The following is a 22138-nucleotide window of genomic DNA, read 5'->3' as shown; positions in this document are numbered from 1 at the left end:
CTGCCAGCCTTATTTACCCACTTTCTCCAGCAGCTGATGGACAAATTTCGGCACCACCTCGCTGGCCAGCCCGTATTCTTTCTCTTCGAACTCGCTGCCCACCTGGCTCGGCTCAAGATTCAGCTCAACGGTATGTGCGCCCTGGAGTTTGGCTTCATGCACAAAGCCCGCCGCCGGGTAGACGTGGCCAGATGTCCCGATAGCAATAAAGTAATCGGCTTCGCTGATTGCCTGGTAAATTTCATCCATTTGCAGCGGCATTTCGCCAAACCAGACGATATGCGGCCGCAGCACGGAAGGAAACTGACAGCAGTGGCAGCGGTCGTCTTCTTTCAGATCTTCCTGCCAGTACAGCACCTGACCGCTGCTGACACAGCGCACTTTTAGCAGCTCGCCGTGCATATGAATAATGTTTCGGTTGCCTGCGCGCTCGTGAAGGTTGTCGATATTCTGCGTGACCAGCAGAAAATGGTCGCCCAGTGCCGCTTCCAGCTCGGCCAGCGCGTCGTGAGCGGCATTGGGCTGGATCGCAGCGTCCTGGAGCTGACGACGGCGGGCGTTATAAAATGCCTGCACCTTTTGCGGGTCGCGGGCAAAGCCTTCCGGCGTCGCCACGTCTTCAACTTTGTGCTCTTCCCACAGACCATCTGCCGCACGGAAGGTACGAATACCCGATTCGGCAGAAATGCCTGCGCCGGTTAGCACCACCACGCGAGGCAGCGGATGGCGGGCAATCTCAATATTGCGGTCGCGCTCAAAAATGCGCTGGCGAAAACGCTGATGCACCTGGCGTCGGGTTTTCTTGTAACGGGCCAGCCTTAATCGGCGACGGGGTGTACGCATCATAATTTAATCCTTAACGTGCAGGAATGCGGCGCCGCGCATTCCACCTGCGTCTCCGTGACGCGCTTTGACAAAGCGGGGCGGCTTCGCCACCGGCAGCAGGTGTTGCGCTACCCGCAGTGAGAGTCCGTCATAGAGCGCGTCGAAATTAGACAATCCGCCACCCAGCACCACCAGATGAGGATCAAGTAGCGTTAACAAGCTGCCAAAACAAACGGCCAGCAACGCCTGATAACGTTCGGTATGGGCAACGGCTTCGGCATCTCCCTGATAATAACGGGTGATGATGTCGGGAGCACTGAGAACCTGCTGATAATGCAGTTGAAAAAGGCGGGAAAATCCGGGTCCTGCGAGCCATGACTCAATACAGCCCCGTTTGCCACAGCCGCAAAGCGGCTGTTCAACCTCTTTGCCCAGCACATCCAGCGCGTCGATCGGCAGACGCGTGTGGCCATATTCGCCAACGATATAGTTGCGCCCGGTTACCGGCTTACCGTTCACGATCAGCCCGCCGCCGACGCCGGTTCCTAAAATCAGTCCCAGCACCACCGGATACGCCATAAACTCATCGTCCCAGGCTTCTGATAGCGCAAAGCAGTTCGCATCGTTATCGATGCGGACTTCGCGCCCTAAACGCGCGCTAAGATCGGCCTGAAGCCGCTGTCCCTGCGCTGCCGGAATATTGGCGGTGAAGACCGTGCCGTCATCCGGTACCGGCAATCCCGGCACGCCAACCCCCACGCTGCCCTGTTCACCGCAAAAGGCATCGGCTTCGTGAGTTAGCATCACCAGCTGATTAAGCAAGCTGGCATAATCGTGCTTCGGCGTCGCCACGCGTTTAGTCCATACCTGCTTGCGCTGCGCGTCGTAAACGCCCAGCGCGATCTTGCTGCCGCCAACGTCAAAACCGTAATACATCGCCGTTCCTGTTTACTGACCGCTAAGAACGCGAGCCGGATCGATACGGCTGGCTCGTCTGGCCGGATACCAGCTGGCAATCAGGCTCAATACCAGCGAGGTGATCAGCACGATGCCCACATCCAGCCAGTGCACTTCCGAAGGCAGGAAGTCGATAAAATAGATATCGCCTGAAAGGAAGTGATAGCCGGTTAAGGTTTCAATTCCGCGAATGATCGGGGTGAGATTAAACGCCGCCAGCACGCCGACAATTACGCCGCTAACGCTGCCCACCAGCCCGGCCATCAGGCCATACCAGACAAAGATAGCGCGGATTAGCCTGTCTTTCGCACCGAGCGTGCGTAAAACCGCAATATCGCCGCTTTTATCTTTCACGGCCATCACCAGCGTGGAAACAATATTGAAGCAGGCGACGCCAATCACCAGCACCATGGCCAGATACATAATGGCGCGGATCATCTGAATATCGCGATACATATAGCCGTAAGTGCCAATCCAGCTGCGAACGTAGACGTAAGAATTCGTCACCTCACCGGCATCATGCACCAGCTTTTGTGCGGCAAACGGATTGGTCATCTTCATCGCGATGCCCGTGACGTTGTCACCCATTGCCAGGTACTGTTGCGCATCCGCGAGCGGCACCAGCGCCAGGCTGTGATCCAGCATCCCGCTTAGCGCCAGAATACCGCTGACCTGAAGGCGCACGCGCTTAGGCTGCAACAGCTTATGTTCCGGATCGCTGTTGGGGATCATGATCGTCAGCCAGTCGCCCTGCTTCACCTTCAGCGTATTGGCGACGCCCTGCCCTAACACGATCTGCTGCTTGCCGGCGCTGAAGCTTTGCCAGGCGTTGTTCTGTACATAAGCAGGCAGCGCGCTGAGCTTCGTTTCCTGCTGAGGATCCACGCCTTTGACCTGAATCGCTTGCAGCTTTGCTCCGCTTTCAATCAGGCCGGTAAAGTTGATGTAAGGTGCCGCCGCCGCAATGCCCTGCACCTGTTCAATTTTAGGCAGCAGCTGCTGCCAGCCGGTGAACGGCTGATTAACCGGCTCTATTTCGCCGTGCGGTACCACGGCAAGAATGCGGTCATTCAGCTCGCGCTCAAAACCGTTCATGGCGCTCAGACCAACAATCAGTACCGCCACGCCCAGCGCGATGCCCACGGTAGAGATGACTGAAATCAGCGAGACCATTCCGCCGCGACGACGCCCGCGACTAAAACGCAGGCCAAGGAGAAAAGAGAGAGAGCCTGCCATTACGCCATCCCTGCCAGCGTCAGTTCCTCACTGAGCACGCCGTCGCGCATTTCCATCTGCCGCTTCATGCGCTTCGCCAGATGCAGATCGTGCGTGACAACCAGAAACGCCGTGCCCTGACGAACGTTGAGTTCGCCCAGCAGATCGAAAATCGCATCGGCATTGCGGGCATCCAGATTACCGGTCGGTTCATCTGCCAATACCAGGCGAGGGTTGTTGACCAACGCGCGAGCGATGGCCACACGCTGACGCTCGCCGCCGGACAGCTCGGAGGGGCGATGAGCGGCACGCTTAGCCAGCCCGACCGCATTGAGCAACTCAAGCGCTTTTGCTTCGGCTTCTGCTTTGCTGGCTTTACCAATCAGTAACGGCATCGCGACGTTTTCCAGCGCGCTGAAATCAGGCAGCAGATGGTGGAACTGATAGATAAAGCCCAGCTCGCGGTTACGCAGCTCGGCTTTGGCCGCCGAAGACATGCCGTTCAGCGATTTACCGTTAAACACCACGTCGCCGGAAGTTGGCGTATCCAGCCCGCCCAGCAGATGCATCAGGGTACTTTTGCCGGAGCCGGAGCTGCCGACGATCGCCATCATTTCGCCTGGCGCCACGCTGAAAGAGACGTTACGCAGCACATCAGTCTGGACGCTGCCTTCCTGATAGCGTTTGCACAGGTTGTCGCACTGCAACAAAATCGGGTTACTCATAACGTAAAGCCTCAGCGGGTTGAACGGCGGCCGCGCGCCAGGAAGGATAAAGCGTGGAAAGCAGCGCCACGACCATCGCGGTAATGACAATGGTCAGTACCTGCGGAACAGAAATTTCTACCGGCAGCGCGGCGCCATCCAGGAAAGCGCCAATCAGCGGCATCAGGTTATTCAGCTGGCTGGCCAGCAGTACGCCGAGCAGTGCGCCCAGCACCGAGCCGACTATACCGGCCGTCGCGCCCTGCACCATAAAGACCAGCACAATTTGACGGCGCGTCAGTCCCTGAGTTTGCAGGATCGCCACCTCGCCCTGCTTTTCCATAATCAGCAGGCCAAGCGAGGTGATGATATTAAATGCCGCCACGGCGACGATCAGGCTGAGCAGCAGCCCCATCATGTTCTTTTCCATCCTGACGGCCTGGAACAGCTCGCCCTTGCGCTCGCGCCAGTCTTTCCACACCAGACCGGCGGGCAGTTTTTGCTCGCTAAGGGTATCCACCTGGAGCGGCTTATCTAGCCAGAGCCGCCAGCCGGTGATGTTGCCGGCCGGGTAGCGCATCAGGCGCGACGCATCCTGCTGGTTCACCAGGATCTGATAGCCATCCACTTCGCTGTTGGCGCCAAAGGTGCCGATAACGGTAAACAGGCGCTGGCTCGGCAGCCGCCCCATCGGCGTGAACTGGCTGGCTGAAGGCACCATCAGGCGCAGCGGGTCGCCGCGCTTCAGCCCAAGCTGTTCAGCAAGCTGTTCCCCAAGAATGACGTTATATTGACCCGATTGCAGATCGCTCTGCTTCACGTTGCTCAGATAAGGCGTCAGCGGATCGGGCTCATCAGGATTGATGCCCAGCATCACGCCGACGCCGACGCTACGCGCGCTTTGCAGCACCACGTCGCCAGTCGTAAGCGGCGTGACGCGATTGATCCCTTTTAGGGTTAGCGAGTCGGCGGGCGTCTGCTGTGGATTGATTGAGCCTTTGTCGCTGGTGATCAGCGCCTGCGGCATCAGGTTGAGGGTATTTTTTTCCAGCTCGTGCTCAAAGCCGTTCATCACCGACAGCACGGTGACCAGCGCCAGCACGCCAAGCGTAATGCCGATAGCGGAGAGCCAGGAAACAAACCGCCCGAAGCGGTCTGATGCTCGCCCACGCATATAACGCAGGCCGATAAATAACGCGACAGGTTGATACATATATTCCGTCTTCTGGCGGTAATAAGGCAAAAAGTTGCCAAAGATGATAAAGGTTAGCCCGGCGTTATGGAACCTCTAAGCCAATGACTCTTTTGCTTTGTTTTGTCAGCAATCGCGTCAGCCCGCACGATTGTGGATAAAACAGACAAAAAACGTCTGTTAATCACCCGATTGTTACGCGGAAATAAGCGTAAACTGAACATTAATCCTTCTGATAAGAGGGGAAAGCGAAAAGCGTTATCGCATTCAGGCGGGAGAAAGGGTTATGGCAAAATATCCTAAAGGCAGTATTGTCAGGCACAAAACAGGCCATATCAAAGGACTGGTGGTAAACGTGTTTGAACAGGGTGATTCCTCTGCGGGCTATTACGTCCGCTGGGACGACGGCAATCACAGCTATCATGGCGAAAAAGAGCTGATGTGGGCAAACATTGACCGACCTAAAATGCACTACACCCAACAATCGCCGAAATAGAGGTATACTCGGTTAGCCGAAACGGAAACGTTGTTTCCGCTCTCCTTTTATGTGAAGAGACCGTCTGACTGATTATGCCTGAACACGCCCGATACACCCTGCCTCTGAAAGCAGGCGACCAGCGTCAGCTGGGAGAACTTACCGGTGCCGCCTGCGCGGTGGAATGTGCTGAAATCCTCGCGCGGCATGATGGCCCGGTGATGCTAATCGCGCCGGATATGCAAAACGCGCTGCGCTTGCAGGATGAGATCAAACAGTTCACCGACCAGCCGGTTATCAGCCTGGCCGACTGGGAAACGCTGCCTTTTGACAGTTTTTCCCCTCACCAGGAAATTATCTCTTCACGTCTTTCGACGCTTTATAACCTGCCTGGTTTCGAAAAAGGCGTGCTGATCCTGCCGGTTAATACGCTGATGCAGCGCGTTTGTCCGCACAGCTTTCTGCATGGTCATGCGCTGGTAATGAAAAAAGGCCAGCAGCTGTCGCGCGATAAGCTGCGTGCCCAGCTGGAACAGGCTGGCTATCGCCATGTTGATCAGGTGATGGAGCACGGCGAGTACGCCACGCGCGGCGCGCTGTTGGATCTCTACCCGATGGGCAGCGAACAGCCCTACCGCATCGATTTCTTTGATGATGAGATCGACAGCCTGCGCCTGTTCGACGTAGACAGCCAGCGCACGCTGGAAGAAGTGCCGGCCATCAACCTGCTGCCTGCGCACGAGTTCCCCACTGATAAAGCCGCCATCGAGCTGTTCCGCAGCCAGTGGCGGGAGCATTTTGACGTGCGCCGTGAAGCTGAACATGTCTACCAGCAGGTCAGTAAAGGCACGCTTCCCGCCGGGATTGAGTACTGGCAGCCTTTGTTCTTTGAGCAGTCGCTCCCGCCGCTGTTCAGCTATTTACCGGCGAATACGCTGCTGGTGAATACGGGAGATCTGGAAAGCAGTGCTGACCGCTTCTGGCAGGATGTGATCGCGCGTTATGAGAATCGCCGCGTCGATCCTATGCGTCCGTTACTGCCGCCGGAAAAACTCTGGCTGCGCACCGATGAACTGTTCAGCGAGCTGAAGCAGTGGCCACGCATCCAGCTGAAAAGCGATGCGCTACCGGACAAAGCGGCTAACACCAACCTGAGCTACCAGAATCTGCCGGACCTTGCGGTTCAGGCTCAGGCGAAAGCGCCGCTGGATGCGCTGCGCAAATTCCTGGAAAGTTTCAGCGGCCCGGTGGTCTTCTCCGTGGAAAGCGAAGGCCGACGCGAAGCCTTACAGGAGCTGCTTGCTCGTATCAAAATCATTCCTAAAGCGATTCCTGCGCTACAGGACGCAGATCGGCCCGGTCACTATCTGCTGATTGGTGCCAGCGAACACGGTTTTATCGACAACCTGCGTCATCGCGCGCTGATTTGCGAAAGCGATTTGCTGGGTGAACGCGTCAGCCGTCGTCGTCAGGACAGCCGCCGCACCATCAATCCGGATGTGCTGATCCGCAACCTGGCGGAACTGCATCCTGGCCAGCCGGTGGTGCATCTTGAACATGGCGTTGGCCGATATATCGGCCTGACCACGCTGGAAACCGGGGGTATTACCGCTGAATATCTGATGCTGGCCTATGCGGGCGACGCGAAACTCTACGTGCCCGTTTCTTCGCTGCATTTGATTAGCCGCTATGCGGGCGGCGCCGATGAAAATGCGCCGCTGCACAAGCTGGGCAGCGATGCCTGGTCGCGCGCGCGCCAGAAAGCGGCGGAAAAAGTCCGCGACGTGGCCGCTGAGCTGCTGGATATTTATGCGCAGCGTGCGGCGAAAGCGGGCTTTGCCTTTAAGCACGATCCGGCTCAGTATCGTCTGTTTTGCGACAGCTTCCCGTTTGAAACCACCCCCGATCAGGCACAGGCAATCAATGCCGTGCTGAGCGATATGTGTCAGCCGCTGGCGATGGATCGTCTGGTCTGCGGCGACGTTGGCTTTGGTAAAACCGAAGTCGCCATGCGGGCCGCCTTCCTGGCGGTTGAAAACCATAAGCAGGTTGCGGTACTGGTGCCGACCACCCTGCTGGCGCAGCAGCACTATGACAACTTCCGCAATCGCTTCGCCAACTGGCCGGTGCGTATAGAAATGCTGTCGCGTTTCCGCAGTGCCAAAGAACAGGCACAGATCCTCAGCGAGGCGAGTGAAGGCAAAATCGATATCCTGATCGGCACGCATAAGCTGCTGCAAAGCGAGATCAAATGGCGCGATCTGGGGCTGCTGATTGTTGACGAAGAGCATCGCTTTGGCGTGCGGCATAAAGAGCGTATTAAAGCGATGCGCGCTGACGTGGATATTCTGACGCTAACCGCGACACCGATTCCACGTACGCTGAACATGGCGATGAGCGGGATGCGCGATCTGTCAATTATCGCCACGCCCCCTGCCCGACGTTTAGCGGTAAAAACGTTTGTACGGGAGTACGATAATCTGGCGGTGCGTGAAGCGATCTTGCGTGAGGTGCTGCGCGGTGGCCAGGTTTACTATCTGTACAATGATGTGGAAAACATCGAGAAAGCGGCACAGCGGCTTGCCGAACTCGTTCCCGAAGCGCGCATAGCCATTGGCCACGGCCAGATGCGCGAGCGCGATCTGGAACGGGTGATGAATGATTTCCATCATCAGCGTTTCAACGTGCTGGTTTGCACCACCATTATCGAAACCGGTATCGATATCCCGACCGCCAATACCATTATTATTGAGCGTGCAGACCGCTTCGGGCTGGCGCAGCTGCATCAGCTGCGCGGTCGTGTGGGTCGTTCTCACCATCAGGCCTACGCGTGGCTGCTGACGCCGCATCCTAAAGCGATGACCACCGACGCGCATAAGCGTCTGGAGGCTATCGCTTCGCTGGAGGATTTAGGCGCTGGCTTTGCGTTAGCCACGCACGATCTGGAAATTCGTGGTGCCGGGGAACTGCTGGGCGAAGATCAGCACGGCCAGATGGAAAGCATCGGCTTCTCGCTTTATATGGAACTGCTGGAAAACGCGGTCGATGCGCTGAAAGAAGGCCGTGAGCCGTCGCTGGAAGATCTGACCAATAACCAGACCGATATTGAGCTGCGCATGCCTTCCCTGCTGCCGGAGGAATTTATTCCTGACGTCAATACGCGCCTGTCGTTCTATAAACGTATCGCCAGCGCACAGCAGGAAGGCGAGCTGGACGATCTGAAGGTCGAACTGATTGACCGCTTTGGTCAGTTGCCGGATCCGGCCCGTAATCTGCTGGATATTGCCGCGCTGCGCCTGATGGCACAAAAAATTGGTATTCGCCGCGTCGAAGCAAGCGACAAAGGCGGCTTTATCGAGTTTGCGGAGAAAAACAAAGCCGATCCTGGCTGGCTAATCGGTCTGCTGCAAAAAGAGCCGCAGAACTGGCGGCTGGACGGCCCGACTAAGCTGAAGTTTATCCGCGATCTCGGTGAGCGTAAGCTGCGCATGAAGTGGGTGCGAGAGTTTATGGGGCAAATCCTGGAAAATGCTGCCTGACCATTGATTACCGTTTCAGCCTGTTGATTCAGGCAGGCTGAAACGGATCTTTCATCTGATGTTGCCAGGGCGTTCAGGGTTAACGACCCTACTCGTCGTTTGAAGATATCCCTAACATAAAGCCATCTATCTCTTCGATTTTAATCCTCAGCAAGCCATTCTTATGATGCGAGAATTTCTCAGAACCCAGCCTGAAAGAGACGTCTTGCAGATGTAAGAAATTTAAAGGAACGGATGATTCATCATCGGTTGGCGTATAATATTCTTCACCGGTGCGCTTAAAATAATTCGCGACAGCCTGTTCGGTAGAGCCATCCTCGACATCGCCAAAAAGCGCCACGATTTTGTCGTAATACTCCTTGCCGGAAATGGTGTTTCCCGTCACCAGCGCGCCTTTAACAAATAAGGTGACGCCTAATCCCACGCCAAATTTGCTGGCAATATTTGCGATAAAATTCAGGTCTGCATCACGCATTTTACTTGCAAATACGTTGGTCATTTCACTCTGTTCGGACATGACAATCTCCTTGCCTTGGTGGAGGTGATCTATCAGCTTACTTAATGAGTTTAGTGGATAACGCGCCGGTGACCAGTAAAGCGCGGACGGCTGGTTTTAGCCGTTTGGCTTACCCGTGGAGGGTTGACTGGCTGGTGCTGATCTCCTGAGCCAAATTACAGGCATAAAAAAAGCTCCATCAATGATGAAGCTTCTTATCCGTTTGCTGTCAGTTATGCCTGATTATTCAGTACCAGCTGACCATCGCTGTTAAGCGGTATGCGCGTACCGGGATCGCTGTCCATGCGAATTTTGCCCTGCTCGTTGCCGATTTTATAGGTGACATCGTAGCCGAGGGTCTTTTCCTGCTTATCGTAGACGGTTTTGCAGCGCTGCTCGGTCGTGGTGTAAGTGTCCCGATCCTGCATAGCGCCCTGCACCTGGTTGCCGCCGTAGCCACCTGCCAGTGCGCCCGCGACGGTTGCCACATCACGTCCACGTCCACCGCCGAACTGATGTCCCAGCACGCCGCCTGCAACAGCTCCCAGCACGGAACCCGCAATCCGATGGTCATCCTGTACCGCACGTCGGTGAGTCAGCGTAACGTTGCGGCATTCCTGACGAGGGTTTTTTGTTGTTTCTTTTATCGGGGTTGCTGAAAGAACCTGCGCAAACTGCGGGCTACGATCAAAAACATTCATGCTCGCTACGGCAGCCACACCCAGTGCCGCCGCTACGCCAATCCCGATACCCGCCAACATTGATTTATTCACAGGACTTCCTCCTGACATTGTTACCGCGCATTTTTGCCCGCTGCCTCTTCCCTGAACAGAAGCGCCTTACCCGGCGTGCGCGACGCGCCGTGTTAGTTAAGATAAATTTTGCTTAACAGGACCATTGTTGACAATAAGAATAGCGGAGGAAATCGCGTTTCCCGGTCATAAGGGAAAGCTTTTAAGAGAGTTCTTAAGGGGGTTCAACCACAGGAAAGGCTTATGGCAATATCGTCACCATAAGCCTTTTTTTATGCATATTCGGTACTAAATCAGGTTAATTTTGATTAGTGCAGCTTAAGTCGCGGACGGATAACGCGGTTAATACTGCCAACCAGCATCATCAGCCCGGTTTTGAAATAACCATGCAGCGCGACCTGATGCATACGGTACAACGAGATGTAGACAAAGCGGGCAATCCGTCCTTCTACCATCATTGAACCGCGCATCAGGTTGCCCATCAGGCTACCAACCGTGCTGAAGCGTGAGAGTGACACCAGCGAGCCATGATCTTTATAAACATAGGCTTTCTGCTTGCGGCCCTTCATCTGCGCAAGAATGTTTTCCAGCACCTGTGATGCCATCTGGTGAGCAGACTGCGCGCGTGGCGGAACAAAACCACCGGACGGCAGCGCACAGGATGCACAGTCGCCGATTGCGTAGATATCGGCATCACGCGTTGTTTGCAGGGTAGGTTCAACAACCAGCTGGTTGATCCGGTTTGTTTCCAGCCCACCGATCTCTTTCATAAAGTCTGGCGCTTTGATGCCTGCAGCCCAGACCATCAAATCGGCGGCAATAAATTCGCCTGACTTGGTATTTAAGCCGTTTTCATCCGCACTGGTCACCATGGTTTGCGTCAGAACACGCACGCCCAGCTTGGTCAGTTCCTGATGAGCAGCGGTCGAAATTCGCGGTGGCAAAGCCGGCAGAATACGTTCGCCCGCTTCCACCAGCGTCACGTTCAGCGCTTTGTTATCCAGCCCTTTATAACCGTAGCTGTGCAGCTGTTTAACCGCATTGTGCAGCTCGGCCGACAGCTCAACACCGGTCGCCCCGCCACCGACGATGGCGATATTGACCTGCTCCTGCACGCCTTCGCTGGCGGAGAACTTCAGGAACAGATTGAGCATTTCGTTATGAAAACGACGGGCCTGATGAGGGTTATCAAGGAAAATGCAGTGATCCTTAACGCCCGGCGTACCGAAGTCGTTTGAAGTGCTGCCCAGCGCCATGACCAGCGTGTCATAGGCAAGCTCGCGCTCGGGGACTAACAGTTCGCCCTGAGCATCGCGAATTTCAGCCAGCTGTAGTCGTTTGTTTTCACGGTCGATTTCAGTCAGCGTGCCTAGCTGGAAATGGAAATGATGGTTGCGGGCATGCGCCAGATAGCTCAGGGCATCGATGCCTTCATCCAGTGAACCGGTTGCCACTTCATGCAGCAGCGGTTTCCAGAGATGGCTGTGGTTACGATCCACCAGCGTAATTTCTGCTTTGTTCTTACGGCCCAGTTTGTGACCCAGCTGAGTAGCCAGCTCCAGCCCTCCGGCCCCCCCGCCGACGATAACAATCTTTTTCATTGGTGTAGTCAAACGACCCCCTTAAAAATGTGAACCAGTCGTTAATCAAAGGTTAAAATAATATCCTTAATTAACATAGGGTTGGCGATTTATTCGCTATCTGCTGGCAGAATACCACGCGGTAAATCGGCCGTCCTGTTAAAATTGATGCAGGTCAATTTTTTTGAGAGCTTTCGGAATATCACGCTGTTTTCACTGGATAATTTAATCGCCACGGCTCAGGTTTATTAAATTTCAGGCGTCCGAATGCGCTATTTTTTATCGGTCTTTAAAGGAATTGGCAGGAATACAGGGCGTTCTGCCTGGCGAGTTGAGTCAACGAGCTCATGCTTTGGGCAATGATAAATAAGAAACAAAAAAGCCTGCCGATATGGCAGGCTTCTTACGATGCAGCACGCTTAGCCCAGCGTTTTAAACGCCTTGATCCGTTGCAGATGCGGCGAGATATTTTTAAATTTATGCCCCTGCTCGTTATCCCAGATAATTTCATAGCAGTGATGTAACGCGGCTGCCGTACGCTGACTGTCCAGCGCATCGTCATTACGCGATAAAATGGCCAGACAACGATCGCGATTTTTCTCGCGAAAGTTGCTGACGCATTTGGTGGCAATATCAATATACTCTTCCGGTCGGTTAATTTTTCCGACCATATTCTCTTCCGGCCAGAGGTTGGGATTGAAAATCACCTGCCGTATGTCATTCAAAAAACCGATGCGCTCAGCCCAAAAGCCGCCAAGCCCTACGCCGCAGATCAACGGACGCTCATCTTCACAGCTGCGCAGAAGTTTATCCGTCTCATTCAGCAGAAACTGCATATCATGTTTGGGGTGCAGCGTGCTGTAGCTGAGCAGCCGCACATCCTTATCGATAAACTGCAGCTGTAACACTTTTTCGTGATTGCCCGGACTGGTTGAATCAAAACCATGCAGATAGATGATCATCACCCTTCTCCTGGGATTTTTAGTCTGTTAGTGGGTCGACTCCTGCCAGCGCGCCTGCAACGCTTCCAGCCGCTGACGAGTTTCTTTCCAGCGCGAAGAAGCCAGCAGCTGCTGACGAGTAAAGGTTCCACGATGGTAGAGCTTGCTGACGCGTTCGGCATTGATCGGAGACAGATTATCCAGCACGCTGACTGCCCCCTGGCGGTTATTGCAAACCAAAATCATATCGCAGCCCGCATCCAGAGAAGCCTGGCCACGTTCGGCATAGCTGCCCATTATCGCCGCGCCTTCCATCGACAGATCGTCGGAGAAGATGACGCCATCAAAGCCCAGCTCGTTGCGCAGCACTTTTTTCAGCCAGTGCGATGAACCGCTCGCCGGCCGTGGATCCACCTGAGTATAGATAACGTGCGCGGGCATAATGGCATCCAGCAGTTGTTCATCAATCAGCTGCCGGAAAATTTGCATATCATGCTGGCGGATAACCGCTTCCGGGCGATCGTCGTGCGGCGTCTCTTTATGCGAATCTGCACTGACCGCGCCATGTCCCGGGAAGTGCTTGCCGGTGGTTTTCATTCCGGCTTCATGCATGCCTTTAATAAACTGTCGCGCCATTCGTAACGCGATCGCCGGATCTTCATGGAAGCTGCGCTCGCCGATGGCGGCGCTGCCGTGACCAATATCCAGCACCGGCGCAAAGCTGATATCAATGTCCATCGCGATCATTTCGCTGGCCATCAGCCAACCTGCCTGCTGCGCCAGGGCGCCCGCTTCGGCTTCGTTGTTTAGCGCGGCAAAAGACTGCATTGCAGGCAGGCGCGTAAATCCTTCGCGGAAACGCTGCACGCGGCCGCCTTCCTGATCGACCGCAATCACCAGCCGGTGGCGGGAAGCCGCCCGAATCTGCCTGATCAACTCTTGCAGCTGCGCAGGATCGTGATAATTACGGCTGAATAAAATCAGTCCGCCGACCAGCGGATGCTGTAAAATTTCCCGCTCTTCCGCATCCAGCTCGTAGCCGAGCACATCTAACATTACCGGTCCCACACTTCACCTCTTAATCTGATAACACCCGCTGCCAGGCTTTTTCTGCCAGCGTGTAAAACATCTCTTCGCCGCTTTGTTGCCAGCGCAGTTCATACCAGCTGGCCATCAATAACCGTAACCAGGGCTGCCAGCGCTGCATTTGCCGATGCAGAGCCGTGACATCCAGTCGCTGCATACTGGCATACTGCTCCGTCAGCCGGGACTGCTGGTTTTCTGAAAGTTCATTTCCTGCCACTATCGCCGCCAGTTCCAGCGCCACGTCGCCATCGCTGGCGTACTCCCAGTCGATCAGCTTCAGCTCATCCCGATACACGATCAGGTTGCCCGGATGAATATCCATATGCAGCAGCGCAAGACGCAGCGGCTTTGGCTCTCCCTGCCGCTGTAGCCGTTGCAGCCGCTTCAGCCAGCCATAGTGACGGCGATCGGGGCGACTGATTAACCAGTACTGCTCCAGCAATTTCAGTATCGATAAACGATGGCCGCTAAGCGGCTGCTGGTGCAATTTGGCTACGTACTGGATGAGCGGCGTCAGATGGTGCGCCAGATCGGATACGTTCTCACCCGGCTGCCAGTTGAGCAACAGCCATCCGTTAGCATAGCCCTGCACCGCCGGGGCGAGACCGCTTGCCGCAAGCTGGCGCAAAATATGGTATTCACGACGCCGGTTAACGCCCGGAATGGGCTGCGCTTTGTGCTCCTGACGGGCAAGCAGAGCGGTTTCACCCAGCTCAATTTTCGCCGTCAACCCGGTAAGTCCCGCCAGTGGAAAAAAAGAACCGGCGGATTGCGCCGCCGGAAATTTTACTGCAATGAGCCTGTTAAGTGCCGGATCAACGTTGTACAACGCCATTACCCGACCAGATGATCTCACCGGTCTGCACCAGCATCAGCTGCATTTGCAGCGCAGGTGACTTGATGTCGCCCTGAGCGTTGCTGTACAGCACATACTGCGCGCCCACGTAGCGTGCGAGGCCAATGGCTTTGCTACGGGAACCCAGGCTGTCTTCCGCCGAGAGGCCCAGCGTCTGCTTCGCCGTTGCCAGCTGTTCGGTAGAAACCAGCTTGAACTGCGTATTGTTTTTTAGCGCATCCTGCAATGCTGCGGTGGCCTTCGCCGTTTGCAGGCTACCGTTGGTGCTGTTTTTCACCCCATCCACCAGCAGGACGCTGCCTGGCGTGACGCCATCGGCTCTCAGCATTTGCGCCACCAGCGGCGTTACGCTGGCATCCCAGTTAATTGACTGCATTTTTGGCGGCTGCGGAACCGTTTCGCCCGGCAGCGGCTGTGGCTGCTGTACCGGCGGTGGCACAGGCTGTGCAGGCTGAACCGGCTCTACGGGTGCGGGTTTCTGCTGCTGTTGCTGGCTAATACAGCCGCTGAGTACCAGCGCCAGTAACATGACGCCCGAGAGTTTTGTTATCTTCCTTTCCACGCATATCTCCTAAAGATACAGATAGAGCCTGACTTTACTGGCGGTCAGATTACCCGTTTGCGATGATATTTCAATACTGCCGTGTGCCGCGACCGTCACCGTACGGGGAACTTCAAAAGGCAGGATTTCCAGACCTTTATCGTCGTACCAGTAAAAACGGTAATGCACAGTGACCGGCTTCTCCTGCTGATTATACAGCAGCGTTGAAGCGCGTTGCTGCCCTTCGTGCACGGACAGAGTGGGTTTATCGGTAATGATGCCTGCCGATAACACCGACGACTCCATCACCAGTGCCTGCGACGTATCTATGGTCGTACGATCGCTTGTACAACCACTCAGCAGAGCGAGAAACGTTAATCCTGCGATAGCCCGCATCATATAGTCAGTCCGTCTCAGAATCGCATTCACTCAGCCAGCATTGGCCCTAACGGACGACCGCCCAGCAGATGCAGGTGGATATGATAGACCTCCTGCCCGCCGTGCTGATTACAGTTCATAATCAGACGGTATCCATCTTCCGCAAAGCCTTCTTCTTTGGCGATTTTTGCCGCAACAACGATCATCCGGCCCAGCGCCGCCTCATGACCCGCGACCACATCATTGGTGGTAGGGATGAGAATATTAGGCACGATCAGAATATGGGTTGGGGCTTTCGGGGAAATATCGCGAAAGGCGGTGACCAGCTCATCCTGATAAACAATATCAGACGGGATTTCGCGACGAATGATTTTACTGAAAATGGTTTCTTCAGCCATGATATCTCTTCCTGGGGCAACGTTGAGTTAAGGCAGTATGAGCGAGATATTTGTTTTCTTTCAACCTTCCCGTGATTTTTCTTTCTGAATCCGCCCTGTATTGCCGGTTTTACCGCCGTTAGCATAAAAAAAGGGGAGCTTACGCTCCCCTTGTTTATGTCCGCCGTTTTACAAATTACGGATGTAGTCATCCATGTCGGTTTTCAGGTTATCGGATTTTGTACCAAAAATAGCCTGAACGCCTGAGCCAGCCACCACTACGCCAGCAGCACCCAGTCTTTTCAGTCCAGACTGATCCACCTTCGAGACATCGGCGACGCTAACGCGCAGACGAGTAATACAGGCATCAAGGTTAGTAATGTTCTCTTTACCCCCAAAAGCCGCTACCAGATTGGCCGCCATTTCGCTGGAGGCACCTGCGGTTTGTTCAGTAGTCGCATCCTCGCGGCCTGGCGTTTTCAGGTTAAAGCGGGCGATCACTACGCGGAAAATGGTGTAGTAAACCAGACCGTAAATAATACCGATGATGGGGAACAGCCAGATTTTGCTGCTGTTGCCGCTCAGTACCACAAAGTCGATCAGACCGTGTGAGAAGCTGGTACCGTCACGCATGCCGAGCAGGATACAAATTGGGAACGCCAGGCCTGCCAGAATTGCGTGGATCACATACAGGATAGGTGCCACGAACATGAATGAGAACTCAATCGGTTCGGTGATACCGGTCAGGAATGAGGTCAGCGCGGCAGAGATCATGATCCCGCCCACTTTCGCACGGTTTTCTGGCTTAGCGGAATGCCAGATAGCAATTGCCGCAGCAGGCAGACCGTACATTTTGAACAGGAAGCCGCCAGAAAGTTTACCGGCAGTTGGGTCACCCGCCATGTAGCGAGGGATATCACCATGGAAGACCTGACCGGCTGCGTTGGTAAATTCACCAATCTGCATCTGGAAAGGAACGTTCCAGATATGGTGCAGGCCGAACGGCACCAGCGAACGCTCTACCAGACCGTAAATACCAAAGGCCACCACCGGGTTCTGATAGGCAGCCCACTGTGAGAACTCCTGAATCGCGGAACCCACCGGAGGCCAGATAAAGGAGAGTACCACCCCGACAAAAATAGCGGTAAAACCGGAAATAATCGGTACAAAGCGTTTGCCGGCAAAGAAGCCGAGATATTCAGGCAGCTTGATACGATAAAAACGGTTGAACATATAGGCGGCAATCGAACCGGCAATAATCCCCCCGAGCACGCCGGTATCGGCCAGATGGCGTGCCACAATCTCTTCAGCAGGCAGATGAATCACTAATGGTGCGACCACCGCCATGGTTTTCACCATAATGCCATAAGCGACAACCGCGGCCAGTGCCGAGACACCGTCGTTGTTGGTAAAGCCTAACGCCACGCCAATTGCGAAGATCAGCGGCATATTGGCGAATACCGATCCCCCTGCTTCAGCCATAACATGCGAGACAACTGCGGGCAGCCAGCTGAAGTTGGCTGAACCTACGCCAAGCAGAATACCGGCTATCGGCAGAACCGACACCGGCAGCATCAGCGATTTACCGACCTTTTGCAGGTTTGCAAATGCATTTTTGAACATAGTGTGAAACTCCTGAGTATGAGTGCTTTTTATTACGCGCTGGTTCGCGCGATAACGGGGGAGGACCCGCTATGAATGGAGCGATTAACGCCCTCGGTATTTATTACGGACTGTAAAATAATTCGGGTAAAATTAGTTTGATGGCTATCACGTTTCGTTCAACAACCGCCTGCTGTGTAGTTTATTTCGCGCGCAATTGCCAGTTTTTGCCCATAAAAAAGCCGCATGGCCCGGCAAGAGCGATGCGGCGTTACACTTTTCACATTTTAATTACGAGCAATAAAATAAATTAATTGTCCGTCAGGCGAGATGGCGGCACATGGAATAAGCGAGAGAAATTCTCAGTAGTGGCCTGCGCCAGCACCTCAAGGCTCACGTTTTTTAATACGGCCATATATTCCGCCACGTCACGCGTATAGGCTGGCTGATTCTCTTTGCCGCGATACGGAACCGGGGCAAGATAAGGAGAATCTGTCTCAACCAGGATTCTGTCCAGCGGAATGTAGCGAGCCGCTTCACGGATTGTCTCTGCATTACGGAAAGTGACGATGCCAGAGAAAGAGATATAGAAGCCCATATCCAGCAGCTTTTCAGCGGTGTCGCGATCTTCAGTAAAACAGTGCAGGACGCCGCCACAGCCTTCAACCTTCTCTTCTTTCAGGATCGCCAGCGTGTCTTCTCGTGCATCACGCGTGTGAACAATCACCGGCTTGTTCAGATCCCGGCCGATACGGATATGTTCCCGAAAGGAAGCCTGCTGCTGGGCTTTGGTATCCTGCTGATAGTAGTAATCAAGTCCGGTTTCGCCCATCGCGATTACCCGCTCGTCAGCCGCCAGCTGACGCAGCTCGGCAAAGTCGTAAGGCTCATTCTGATTCAGGGGATGAACGCCGCAGGAGTAAGCAACGTTGGGACGGTCGCCAATCAGCTGAGTCATCGCTTTATAACCCGGTAAGGTCGTCGCCACGGCCAGCATAAATTTTACGTCGCGTGCCGCGGCCTTGGCCAACACATCGTCGACGTCCTGATGAAGCTTTTCATAATCCAGGCCATCAAGATGGCAGTGCGAATCCACTAAAAACATAATAACTCTCTAGTTCGGTAAACCCGCTGTAGTGGCATGCAGCATTTGCTCCCATGCCAGTAGCTGGTCGGTCAATAATAATTCACGGTTAACGGCTGGTACATTCAGCAGGCGATCGCGACAGATCATCCACTGCCGCACGCTGGCATCCATTGCGCTTCCGGGCAGCAGCTGAGCGATACCCGCAACCAGTGTTTGCTGGTCGACGTTGGCAATAAAGCGTCCGCCGCCCTGTTGCCATTTAAGCGCATCCACCAGCAGCGCACACAGCCAGCCAATACGGCGTACTGCATCATCCTGATTCAATACGGGCTGCAAGGATAGCATATCGCCATTCAGCGCCTTCGGCAGTGCCTGACACAGCGCCTGACGCGCTGCCCAGTTCTTCTCTCCCAGCAGCTGTTCTGCCGCTGCGGGTGCACCGCCGCTCAACCGTAAAGCGGCGAGCGCATCACTTTGTGGCGCAGGCGTCTGCTTTTGTAGCCAGTTCAGGCTCTGGCCTTCATCTGGCGCAGCAAGATGAAGAGTGAGGCAGCGGCTGCGCAGCGTGGCCAGCAAACTGCCCGGTTGCTGACAGCACAGCAGAAACCAGGTATTTTTGGGCGGCTCTTCTAACGTCTTTAGCAACGCGTTGGCTGCGGCCTCGGTGAGCTGCGATGCATCCGGCACCCAGACGACTTTCGCCCCGCCCTGTTGAGCATGGTGATAAAGCTTTTCGGTTACGCTGCGCACCGCGTCAATACCCAGCGAGCTTTTGCCCTTTTCGGCGCTGAGTTCATACCAGTCAGGATGGGTGTGAGCCTGCATTAGCTGGCAGGCATGGCACTCACCGCAGCTTTTCAGCCCGGAACGCCGCTGGCACATCAGCCAGCGGCTAATGCCCCATACCAGCGAGGCATCTCCCATACCCGGCAGCGCCTGAAGCAGTAAAGCATGATGCGGCCGGCCGTTCTGATGCTGAGCAATAATTTGACGGTAAGGCTGATTTAGCCACGGATACCAGATCATTGCTGTTCCTGAAGCCACTGCGTTAACGTCTGGCGGATCGCCTGTGAAACCCCATCGAGCGTTTTCGTTGCATCAACGGTTTTAATTCGGCTGTCGCTGGCGGCCAATGCCAGATAGCGCTCGCGGGTGCGGGTGAAAAAATTCAGTGATTCCTGCTCAATGCGATCCAGCTCGCCGCGAGCTCTGGCGCGCTGCAAACCAATTTCGGGCGTGACGTCCAGATAAAGCGTCATATCAGGTGCAAACTCACCGAGCACGCTGCGTTTTAACTGGCTCATCAGCGCCGTATCCATCCCGCGTCCGCCGCCCTGATACGCCTGGGAAGAGAGATCGTGACGATCGCCCACCACCCATGCGCCACGCGCCAGCGCTGGCTTAATGACATTCTCCACCAGCTGAACACGTGCAGCGTAGAGCATGAGTAGTTCAGCCTGATCGGTTACCCGCTCGCCTGCAATACCCTGCTTAATAAGATCGCGCAACTTCTCGGCCAGCGGCGTACCGCCGGGTTCCCGGGTGAAGACAATGTCACTGATGCCCTGCTGCTTAAGCGTCGCGACGATGACATCCCGTGCGGTGGTCTTCCCCGCGCCTTCCAGCCCTTCAATAACAATAAATTTACCGTTCATTTTTTTCCTTGACCGCCAGACGCCACGCCTGCACTGCCCGATTATGGCTGGCAAGATTGGTGGTAAAAGTGTGACCGCCTTTGCCGTCCGCCACAAAATAGAGGAAGTCGGTTTTCAGTGGATTGGCGGCCGCTTCCAGGGAGGCTTTGCCCGGCATCGCAATCGGGCCTGGCGGCATGCCGGCAATAACATAGGTATTGTAAGCCGTCGGCGTTTCCAGATCTTTACGGGTCAGCGTGCCTTTATAGCTGTCGCCTATGCCATAAATCACCGTCGGATCGGTTTGCAGCCGCATGCCCAACCGCAGGCGATTAATAAATACCGAAGCCACCTTACTGCGCTCTTCGCTGAGTGCCGTTTCTTTTTCCACAATGGATGCCATGGTCAGCAAATCATTTTTATCGCGATAGGGCAGCCCGTCTTTTTTGCTCTGCCAAAGCCGGTCGACGGTTTTTTCCATCTGCTCGTGGGCACGCTTCAGGATTGCCACATCTGTGGTGTTAGCCGTATAGGAATAGGTGTCAGGATAAAACCAGCCTTCAACATCCTGCGGGGCTATTTTTAGCGTGTCGGCGACCGTTGTCAGCTTATCGTCTGGCAGAGTGTGCTTGATATAGGGCGCGGCCCGAAGCTGGGCAAGCCACTCCTGCATTTTAGTCCCTTCCACAAAGCGAACCGGAAACTGCGCTTCTTTACCGCTGGCCAGCAGCGCGAGCATCTGACGAACCGTCATGCCTGGATTAAAGCGATAGGTTCCCGCTTTAAATTTCGCCAGTTCGGGTTCAAGCTTAAGCAACCAACCGAACCAGATGCTGTCAGGAACAATCTTTTGCTGATTGAGTTCAGCTTCCAGTACAACTCGCCCCGAGCCTGCCGGGAGCGTAAATATCGTTTCCTTTTCGACCGTCAGCTTCTGGCTGGCAAACTGCCCGATCTGCCAGTAGCTGTAAGCGAGGCCTGCTATAACAAGGACGATAATCCCGACCAGAAGTTTGCGTTTTGCTCTCATAAAGTTCCCTGTAAATCGTCTTGCTTGCAAAGCTGGTAAAACAACTCTCTGTTACGGTAAAACCGGTTTTCAATCTGACTTACCGGCAAGATCGGCATAAGTGCGTTAGTTATCAGCACTTCATCTGCTTCCGTGAGCACGTCCGGTGGCATTCTGACTTCAGCCACAGCGTTGCCCAGTTGCTTCAGTCTGGCGATGACCCACTGACGCTGAATGCCATTAACCCCAGAATCGCTCAGGATGGGAGTGAATACCTGCTTTCCGCTGCGCCAGAATAAATTCGCCGCACAGCATTCCACCAGCTGACCTTCAGTGTCAAGCACCAGCGCTTCGTCGGCACCAGTCTGCTCAAGCTCTGTACGGATCAGCACCTGCTCAAGGCGGTTAAGATGCTTAATCCCTGCAAGCAGAGGATTGCGTCCCAGCCGTATCGTGCTCAACGCCAGCTTTGCGCCGGTTTGACGCAGCTGATGATAGCGGGCCGGATAAGCGGAAAGCGAAACGATGCGGGTTGGCTGCTCGCAGCCGCGGGCGCTATAACCGCGCCCGCCGGATCCACGCGACAGGATAACTTTAATAACGCCTTCATCGCGTGTTGCGGCGGCCATCATCATTTCTTCTCGCAACGCTTCCCAGTCGACATGGTGAATGAACAAACGATGGCAGGCTTCGCGAAGACGTTTTAGATGCGCTTCAAGCATCACGACTTCGCCCTGCCAGAGGCGACCGGTGGTAAAACAGCCATCGCCAAACTGGACGGCGCGGTCGCTTGCCGCAATATTCTCAACTGCCCGACCATTGATTAACATCACCGTCCCTCCTGAGCGACTGCCGTCTCACGGTAAAGATTAACCGCTAACTACGCCTGATT

At 54.8% G+C, this 22138-nt stretch carries 22 protein-coding genes; 2 read left to right on the top strand and 20 right to left on the bottom strand.

Going from position 1 to position 22138, the window contains the following annotated elements:
• Positions 1-9: 9 nt before the first annotated feature.
• Genes cobB through lolC form a run of 5 tightly spaced genes read right to left on the bottom strand, consistent with a single transcriptional unit; the run spans position 10 to position 4914 of the window.
• Positions 10-846: a Sir2 family NAD+-dependent deacetylase gene (gene cobB / locus EHV07_RS08570; RefSeq protein ID WP_147196971.1), complete on the bottom strand. Its 837-nt coding sequence runs from the start codon at positions 844-846 to the stop codon at positions 10-12.
• A 3-nt stretch (positions 847-849) separates the two neighbouring features.
• Entirely contained in the window at positions 850-1761 is a 912-nt protein-coding gene (nagK, locus tag EHV07_RS08565) for an N-acetylglucosamine kinase (RefSeq protein WP_147196969.1), read from the bottom strand.
• Between the two features lie 12 nt (positions 1762-1773).
• Positions 1774-3018, bottom strand: coding sequence for a lipoprotein-releasing ABC transporter permease subunit LolE (gene lolE / locus EHV07_RS08560; protein ID WP_147196967.1), 1245 nt, complete (start codon positions 3016-3018; stop codon positions 1774-1776).
• Complete coding sequence (gene lolD / locus EHV07_RS08555) at positions 3018-3722, bottom strand: lipoprotein-releasing ABC transporter ATP-binding protein LolD (protein ID WP_147196965.1); 705 nt, start codon at positions 3720-3722, stop codon at positions 3018-3020. The genes lolE and lolD overlap by 1 nt, the downstream gene beginning before the upstream one ends.
• Positions 3715-4914: a lipoprotein-releasing ABC transporter permease subunit LolC gene (lolC, locus tag EHV07_RS08550; protein WP_147196962.1), complete on the bottom strand. Its 1200-nt coding sequence runs from the start codon at positions 4912-4914 to the stop codon at positions 3715-3717. The genes lolD and lolC overlap by 8 nt, the downstream gene beginning before the upstream one ends.
• Before the next feature lie 265 nt (positions 4915-5179).
• On the opposite strand from lolC, the gene EHV07_RS08545 reads away from it, so the two are divergent.
• Positions 5180-5389, top strand: a complete 210-nt coding sequence (locus EHV07_RS08545; protein WP_147196960.1) for a hypothetical protein — start codon at positions 5180-5182, stop codon at positions 5387-5389.
• A 74-nt stretch (positions 5390-5463) separates the two neighbouring features.
• Positions 5464-8907: a transcription-repair coupling factor gene (mfd, locus tag EHV07_RS08540; RefSeq protein ID WP_147196957.1), complete on the top strand. Its 3444-nt coding sequence runs from the start codon at positions 5464-5466 to the stop codon at positions 8905-8907.
• Between the two features lie 88 nt (positions 8908-8995).
• Here the strand turns inward: mfd and EHV07_RS08535 are convergent, their stop codons facing one another.
• The 15 genes from EHV07_RS08535 to pabC form a co-directional block, all read right to left on the bottom strand.
• Positions 8996-9424, bottom strand: coding sequence for a hypothetical protein (locus EHV07_RS08535; protein ID WP_147196955.1), 429 nt, complete (start codon positions 9422-9424; stop codon positions 8996-8998).
• Positions 9425-9636: 212 nt separating this feature from the next.
• Entirely contained in the window at positions 9637-10176 is a 540-nt protein-coding gene (locus tag EHV07_RS08530; protein ID WP_147196953.1) for a glycine zipper 2TM domain-containing protein, read from the bottom strand.
• A 287-nt stretch (positions 10177-10463) separates the two neighbouring features.
• Positions 10464-11768 (bottom strand): NAD(P)/FAD-dependent oxidoreductase, encoded by a 1305-nt coding sequence (locus EHV07_RS08525; protein ID WP_147196951.1) that lies wholly within the window; start codon positions 11766-11768, stop codon positions 10464-10466.
• Between the two features lie 386 nt (positions 11769-12154).
• A complete protein-coding gene (gene ycfP / locus EHV07_RS08520; protein WP_147196948.1) occupies positions 12155-12697 on the bottom strand; it encodes an alpha/beta hydrolase YcfP in 543 nt (180 codons plus the stop codon).
• A 27-nt stretch (positions 12698-12724) separates the two neighbouring features.
• Positions 12725-13744, bottom strand: a complete 1020-nt coding sequence (gene nagZ / locus EHV07_RS08515; RefSeq protein WP_147196946.1) for a beta-N-acetylhexosaminidase — start codon at positions 13742-13744, stop codon at positions 12725-12727.
• Positions 13745-13754: 10 nt separating this feature from the next.
• Positions 13755-14597 (bottom strand): thiamine kinase, encoded by an 843-nt coding sequence (gene thiK, locus EHV07_RS08510; protein WP_147200568.1) that lies wholly within the window; start codon positions 14595-14597, stop codon positions 13755-13757.
• On the bottom strand, positions 14578-15147 hold the full coding sequence (gene lpoB, locus EHV07_RS08505; RefSeq protein ID WP_147200569.1) for a penicillin-binding protein activator LpoB: 570 nt from the start codon (positions 15145-15147) through the stop codon (positions 14578-14580). Before lpoB ends, thiK begins: the two co-directional genes overlap by 20 nt.
• 42 nt (positions 15148-15189) lie before the next feature.
• The gene (locus tag EHV07_RS08500; RefSeq protein WP_371419684.1) at positions 15190-15555 is read right to left on the bottom strand and encodes a YcfL family protein; all 366 of its coding nucleotides are present in this window, start codon (positions 15553-15555) and stop codon (positions 15190-15192) included.
• Positions 15556-15584: 29 nt separating this feature from the next.
• Complete coding sequence (gene hinT / locus EHV07_RS08495) at positions 15585-15935, bottom strand: purine nucleoside phosphoramidase (RefSeq protein ID WP_147196941.1); 351 nt, start codon at positions 15933-15935, stop codon at positions 15585-15587.
• A gap of 168 nt (positions 15936-16103) precedes the next feature.
• Positions 16104-17537, bottom strand: coding sequence for a PTS glucose transporter subunit IIBC (gene ptsG, locus EHV07_RS08490; protein WP_147196938.1), 1434 nt, complete (start codon positions 17535-17537; stop codon positions 16104-16106).
• Between the two features lie 289 nt (positions 17538-17826).
• Positions 17827-18621, bottom strand: a complete 795-nt coding sequence (locus EHV07_RS08485) for a metal-dependent hydrolase (protein ID WP_147196935.1) — start codon at positions 18619-18621, stop codon at positions 17827-17829.
• Between the two features lie 9 nt (positions 18622-18630).
• Entirely contained in the window at positions 18631-19629 is a 999-nt protein-coding gene (gene holB / locus EHV07_RS08480; RefSeq protein ID WP_147196933.1) for a DNA polymerase III subunit delta', read from the bottom strand.
• Entirely contained in the window at positions 19626-20258 is a 633-nt protein-coding gene (gene tmk / locus EHV07_RS08475) for a dTMP kinase (protein ID WP_147196931.1), read from the bottom strand. Before tmk ends, holB begins: the two co-directional genes overlap by 4 nt.
• Positions 20248-21267 carry an endolytic transglycosylase MltG gene (gene mltG, locus EHV07_RS08470; RefSeq protein WP_147196928.1) on the bottom strand — a complete coding sequence of 340 codons (1020 nt, stop codon included), beginning with the start codon at positions 21265-21267 and terminating at the stop codon, positions 20248-20250. Before mltG ends, tmk begins: the two co-directional genes overlap by 11 nt.
• Positions 21264-22079, bottom strand: coding sequence for an aminodeoxychorismate lyase (gene pabC, locus EHV07_RS08465; protein ID WP_147196926.1), 816 nt, complete (start codon positions 22077-22079; stop codon positions 21264-21266). The genes mltG and pabC overlap by 4 nt, the downstream gene beginning before the upstream one ends.
• Positions 22080-22138 lie beyond the last annotated feature (59 nt).

It is taken from the genome of Pantoea sp. CCBC3-3-1, assembly GCF_007981265.1.
Lineage (GTDB): Bacteria > Pseudomonadota > Gammaproteobacteria > Enterobacterales > Enterobacteriaceae > Erwinia.
This window is presented reverse-complemented; position numbering and strand designations above follow the sequence as displayed.

Excerpts from the sequence above, each read along its gene's own strand:
- cobB (WP_147196971.1), bottom strand. The coding sequence starts at position 846 with ATGATGCGTACACCCCGTCGCCGATTAAGGCTGGCCCGTTACAAGAAA.
- nagK (WP_147196969.1), bottom strand. The coding sequence starts at position 1,761 with ATGTATTACGGTTTTGACGTTGGCGGCAGCAAGATCGCGCTGGGCGTT.
- lolE (WP_147196967.1), bottom strand. The coding sequence starts at position 3,018 with ATGGCAGGCTCTCTCTCTTTTCTCCTTGGCCTGCGTTTTAGTCGCGGG.
- lolD (WP_147196965.1), bottom strand. The coding sequence starts at position 3,722 with ATGAGTAACCCGATTTTGTTGCAGTGCGACAACCTGTGCAAACGCTAT.
- lolC (WP_147196962.1), bottom strand. The coding sequence starts at position 4,914 with ATGTATCAACCTGTCGCGTTATTTATCGGCCTGCGTTATATGCGTGGG.
- EHV07_RS08545 (WP_147196960.1), top strand. The coding sequence starts at position 5,180 with ATGGCAAAATATCCTAAAGGCAGTATTGTCAGGCACAAAACAGGCCAT.
- mfd (WP_147196957.1), top strand. The coding sequence starts at position 5,464 with ATGCCTGAACACGCCCGATACACCCTGCCTCTGAAAGCAGGCGACCAG.
- EHV07_RS08535 (WP_147196955.1), bottom strand. The coding sequence starts at position 9,424 with ATGTCCGAACAGAGTGAAATGACCAACGTATTTGCAAGTAAAATGCGT.
- ycfP (WP_147196948.1), bottom strand. The coding sequence starts at position 12,697 with ATGATCATCTATCTGCATGGTTTTGATTCAACCAGTCCGGGCAATCAC.
- thiK (WP_147200568.1), bottom strand. The coding sequence starts at position 14,597 with ATGGCGTTGTACAACGTTGATCCGGCACTTAACAGGCTCATTGCAGTA.
- lpoB (WP_147200569.1), bottom strand. The coding sequence starts at position 15,147 with ATGTTACTGGCGCTGGTACTCAGCGGCTGTATTAGCCAGCAACAGCAG.
- EHV07_RS08500 (WP_371419684.1), bottom strand. The coding sequence starts at position 15,555 with ATGCGGGCTATCGCAGGATTAACGTTTCTCGCTCTGCTGAGTGGTTGT.
- hinT (WP_147196941.1), bottom strand. The coding sequence starts at position 15,935 with ATGGCTGAAGAAACCATTTTCAGTAAAATCATTCGTCGCGAAATCCCG.
- ptsG (WP_147196938.1), bottom strand. The coding sequence starts at position 17,537 with ATGTTCAAAAATGCATTTGCAAACCTGCAAAAGGTCGGTAAATCGCTG.
- EHV07_RS08485 (WP_147196935.1), bottom strand. The coding sequence starts at position 18,621 with ATGTTTTTAGTGGATTCGCACTGCCATCTTGATGGCCTGGATTATGAA.
- holB (WP_147196933.1), bottom strand. The coding sequence starts at position 19,629 with ATGATCTGGTATCCGTGGCTAAATCAGCCTTACCGTCAAATTATTGCT.
- tmk (WP_147196931.1), bottom strand. The coding sequence starts at position 20,258 with ATGAACGGTAAATTTATTGTTATTGAAGGGCTGGAAGGCGCGGGGAAG.
- mltG (WP_147196928.1), bottom strand. The coding sequence starts at position 21,267 with ATGAGAGCAAAACGCAAACTTCTGGTCGGGATTATCGTCCTTGTTATA.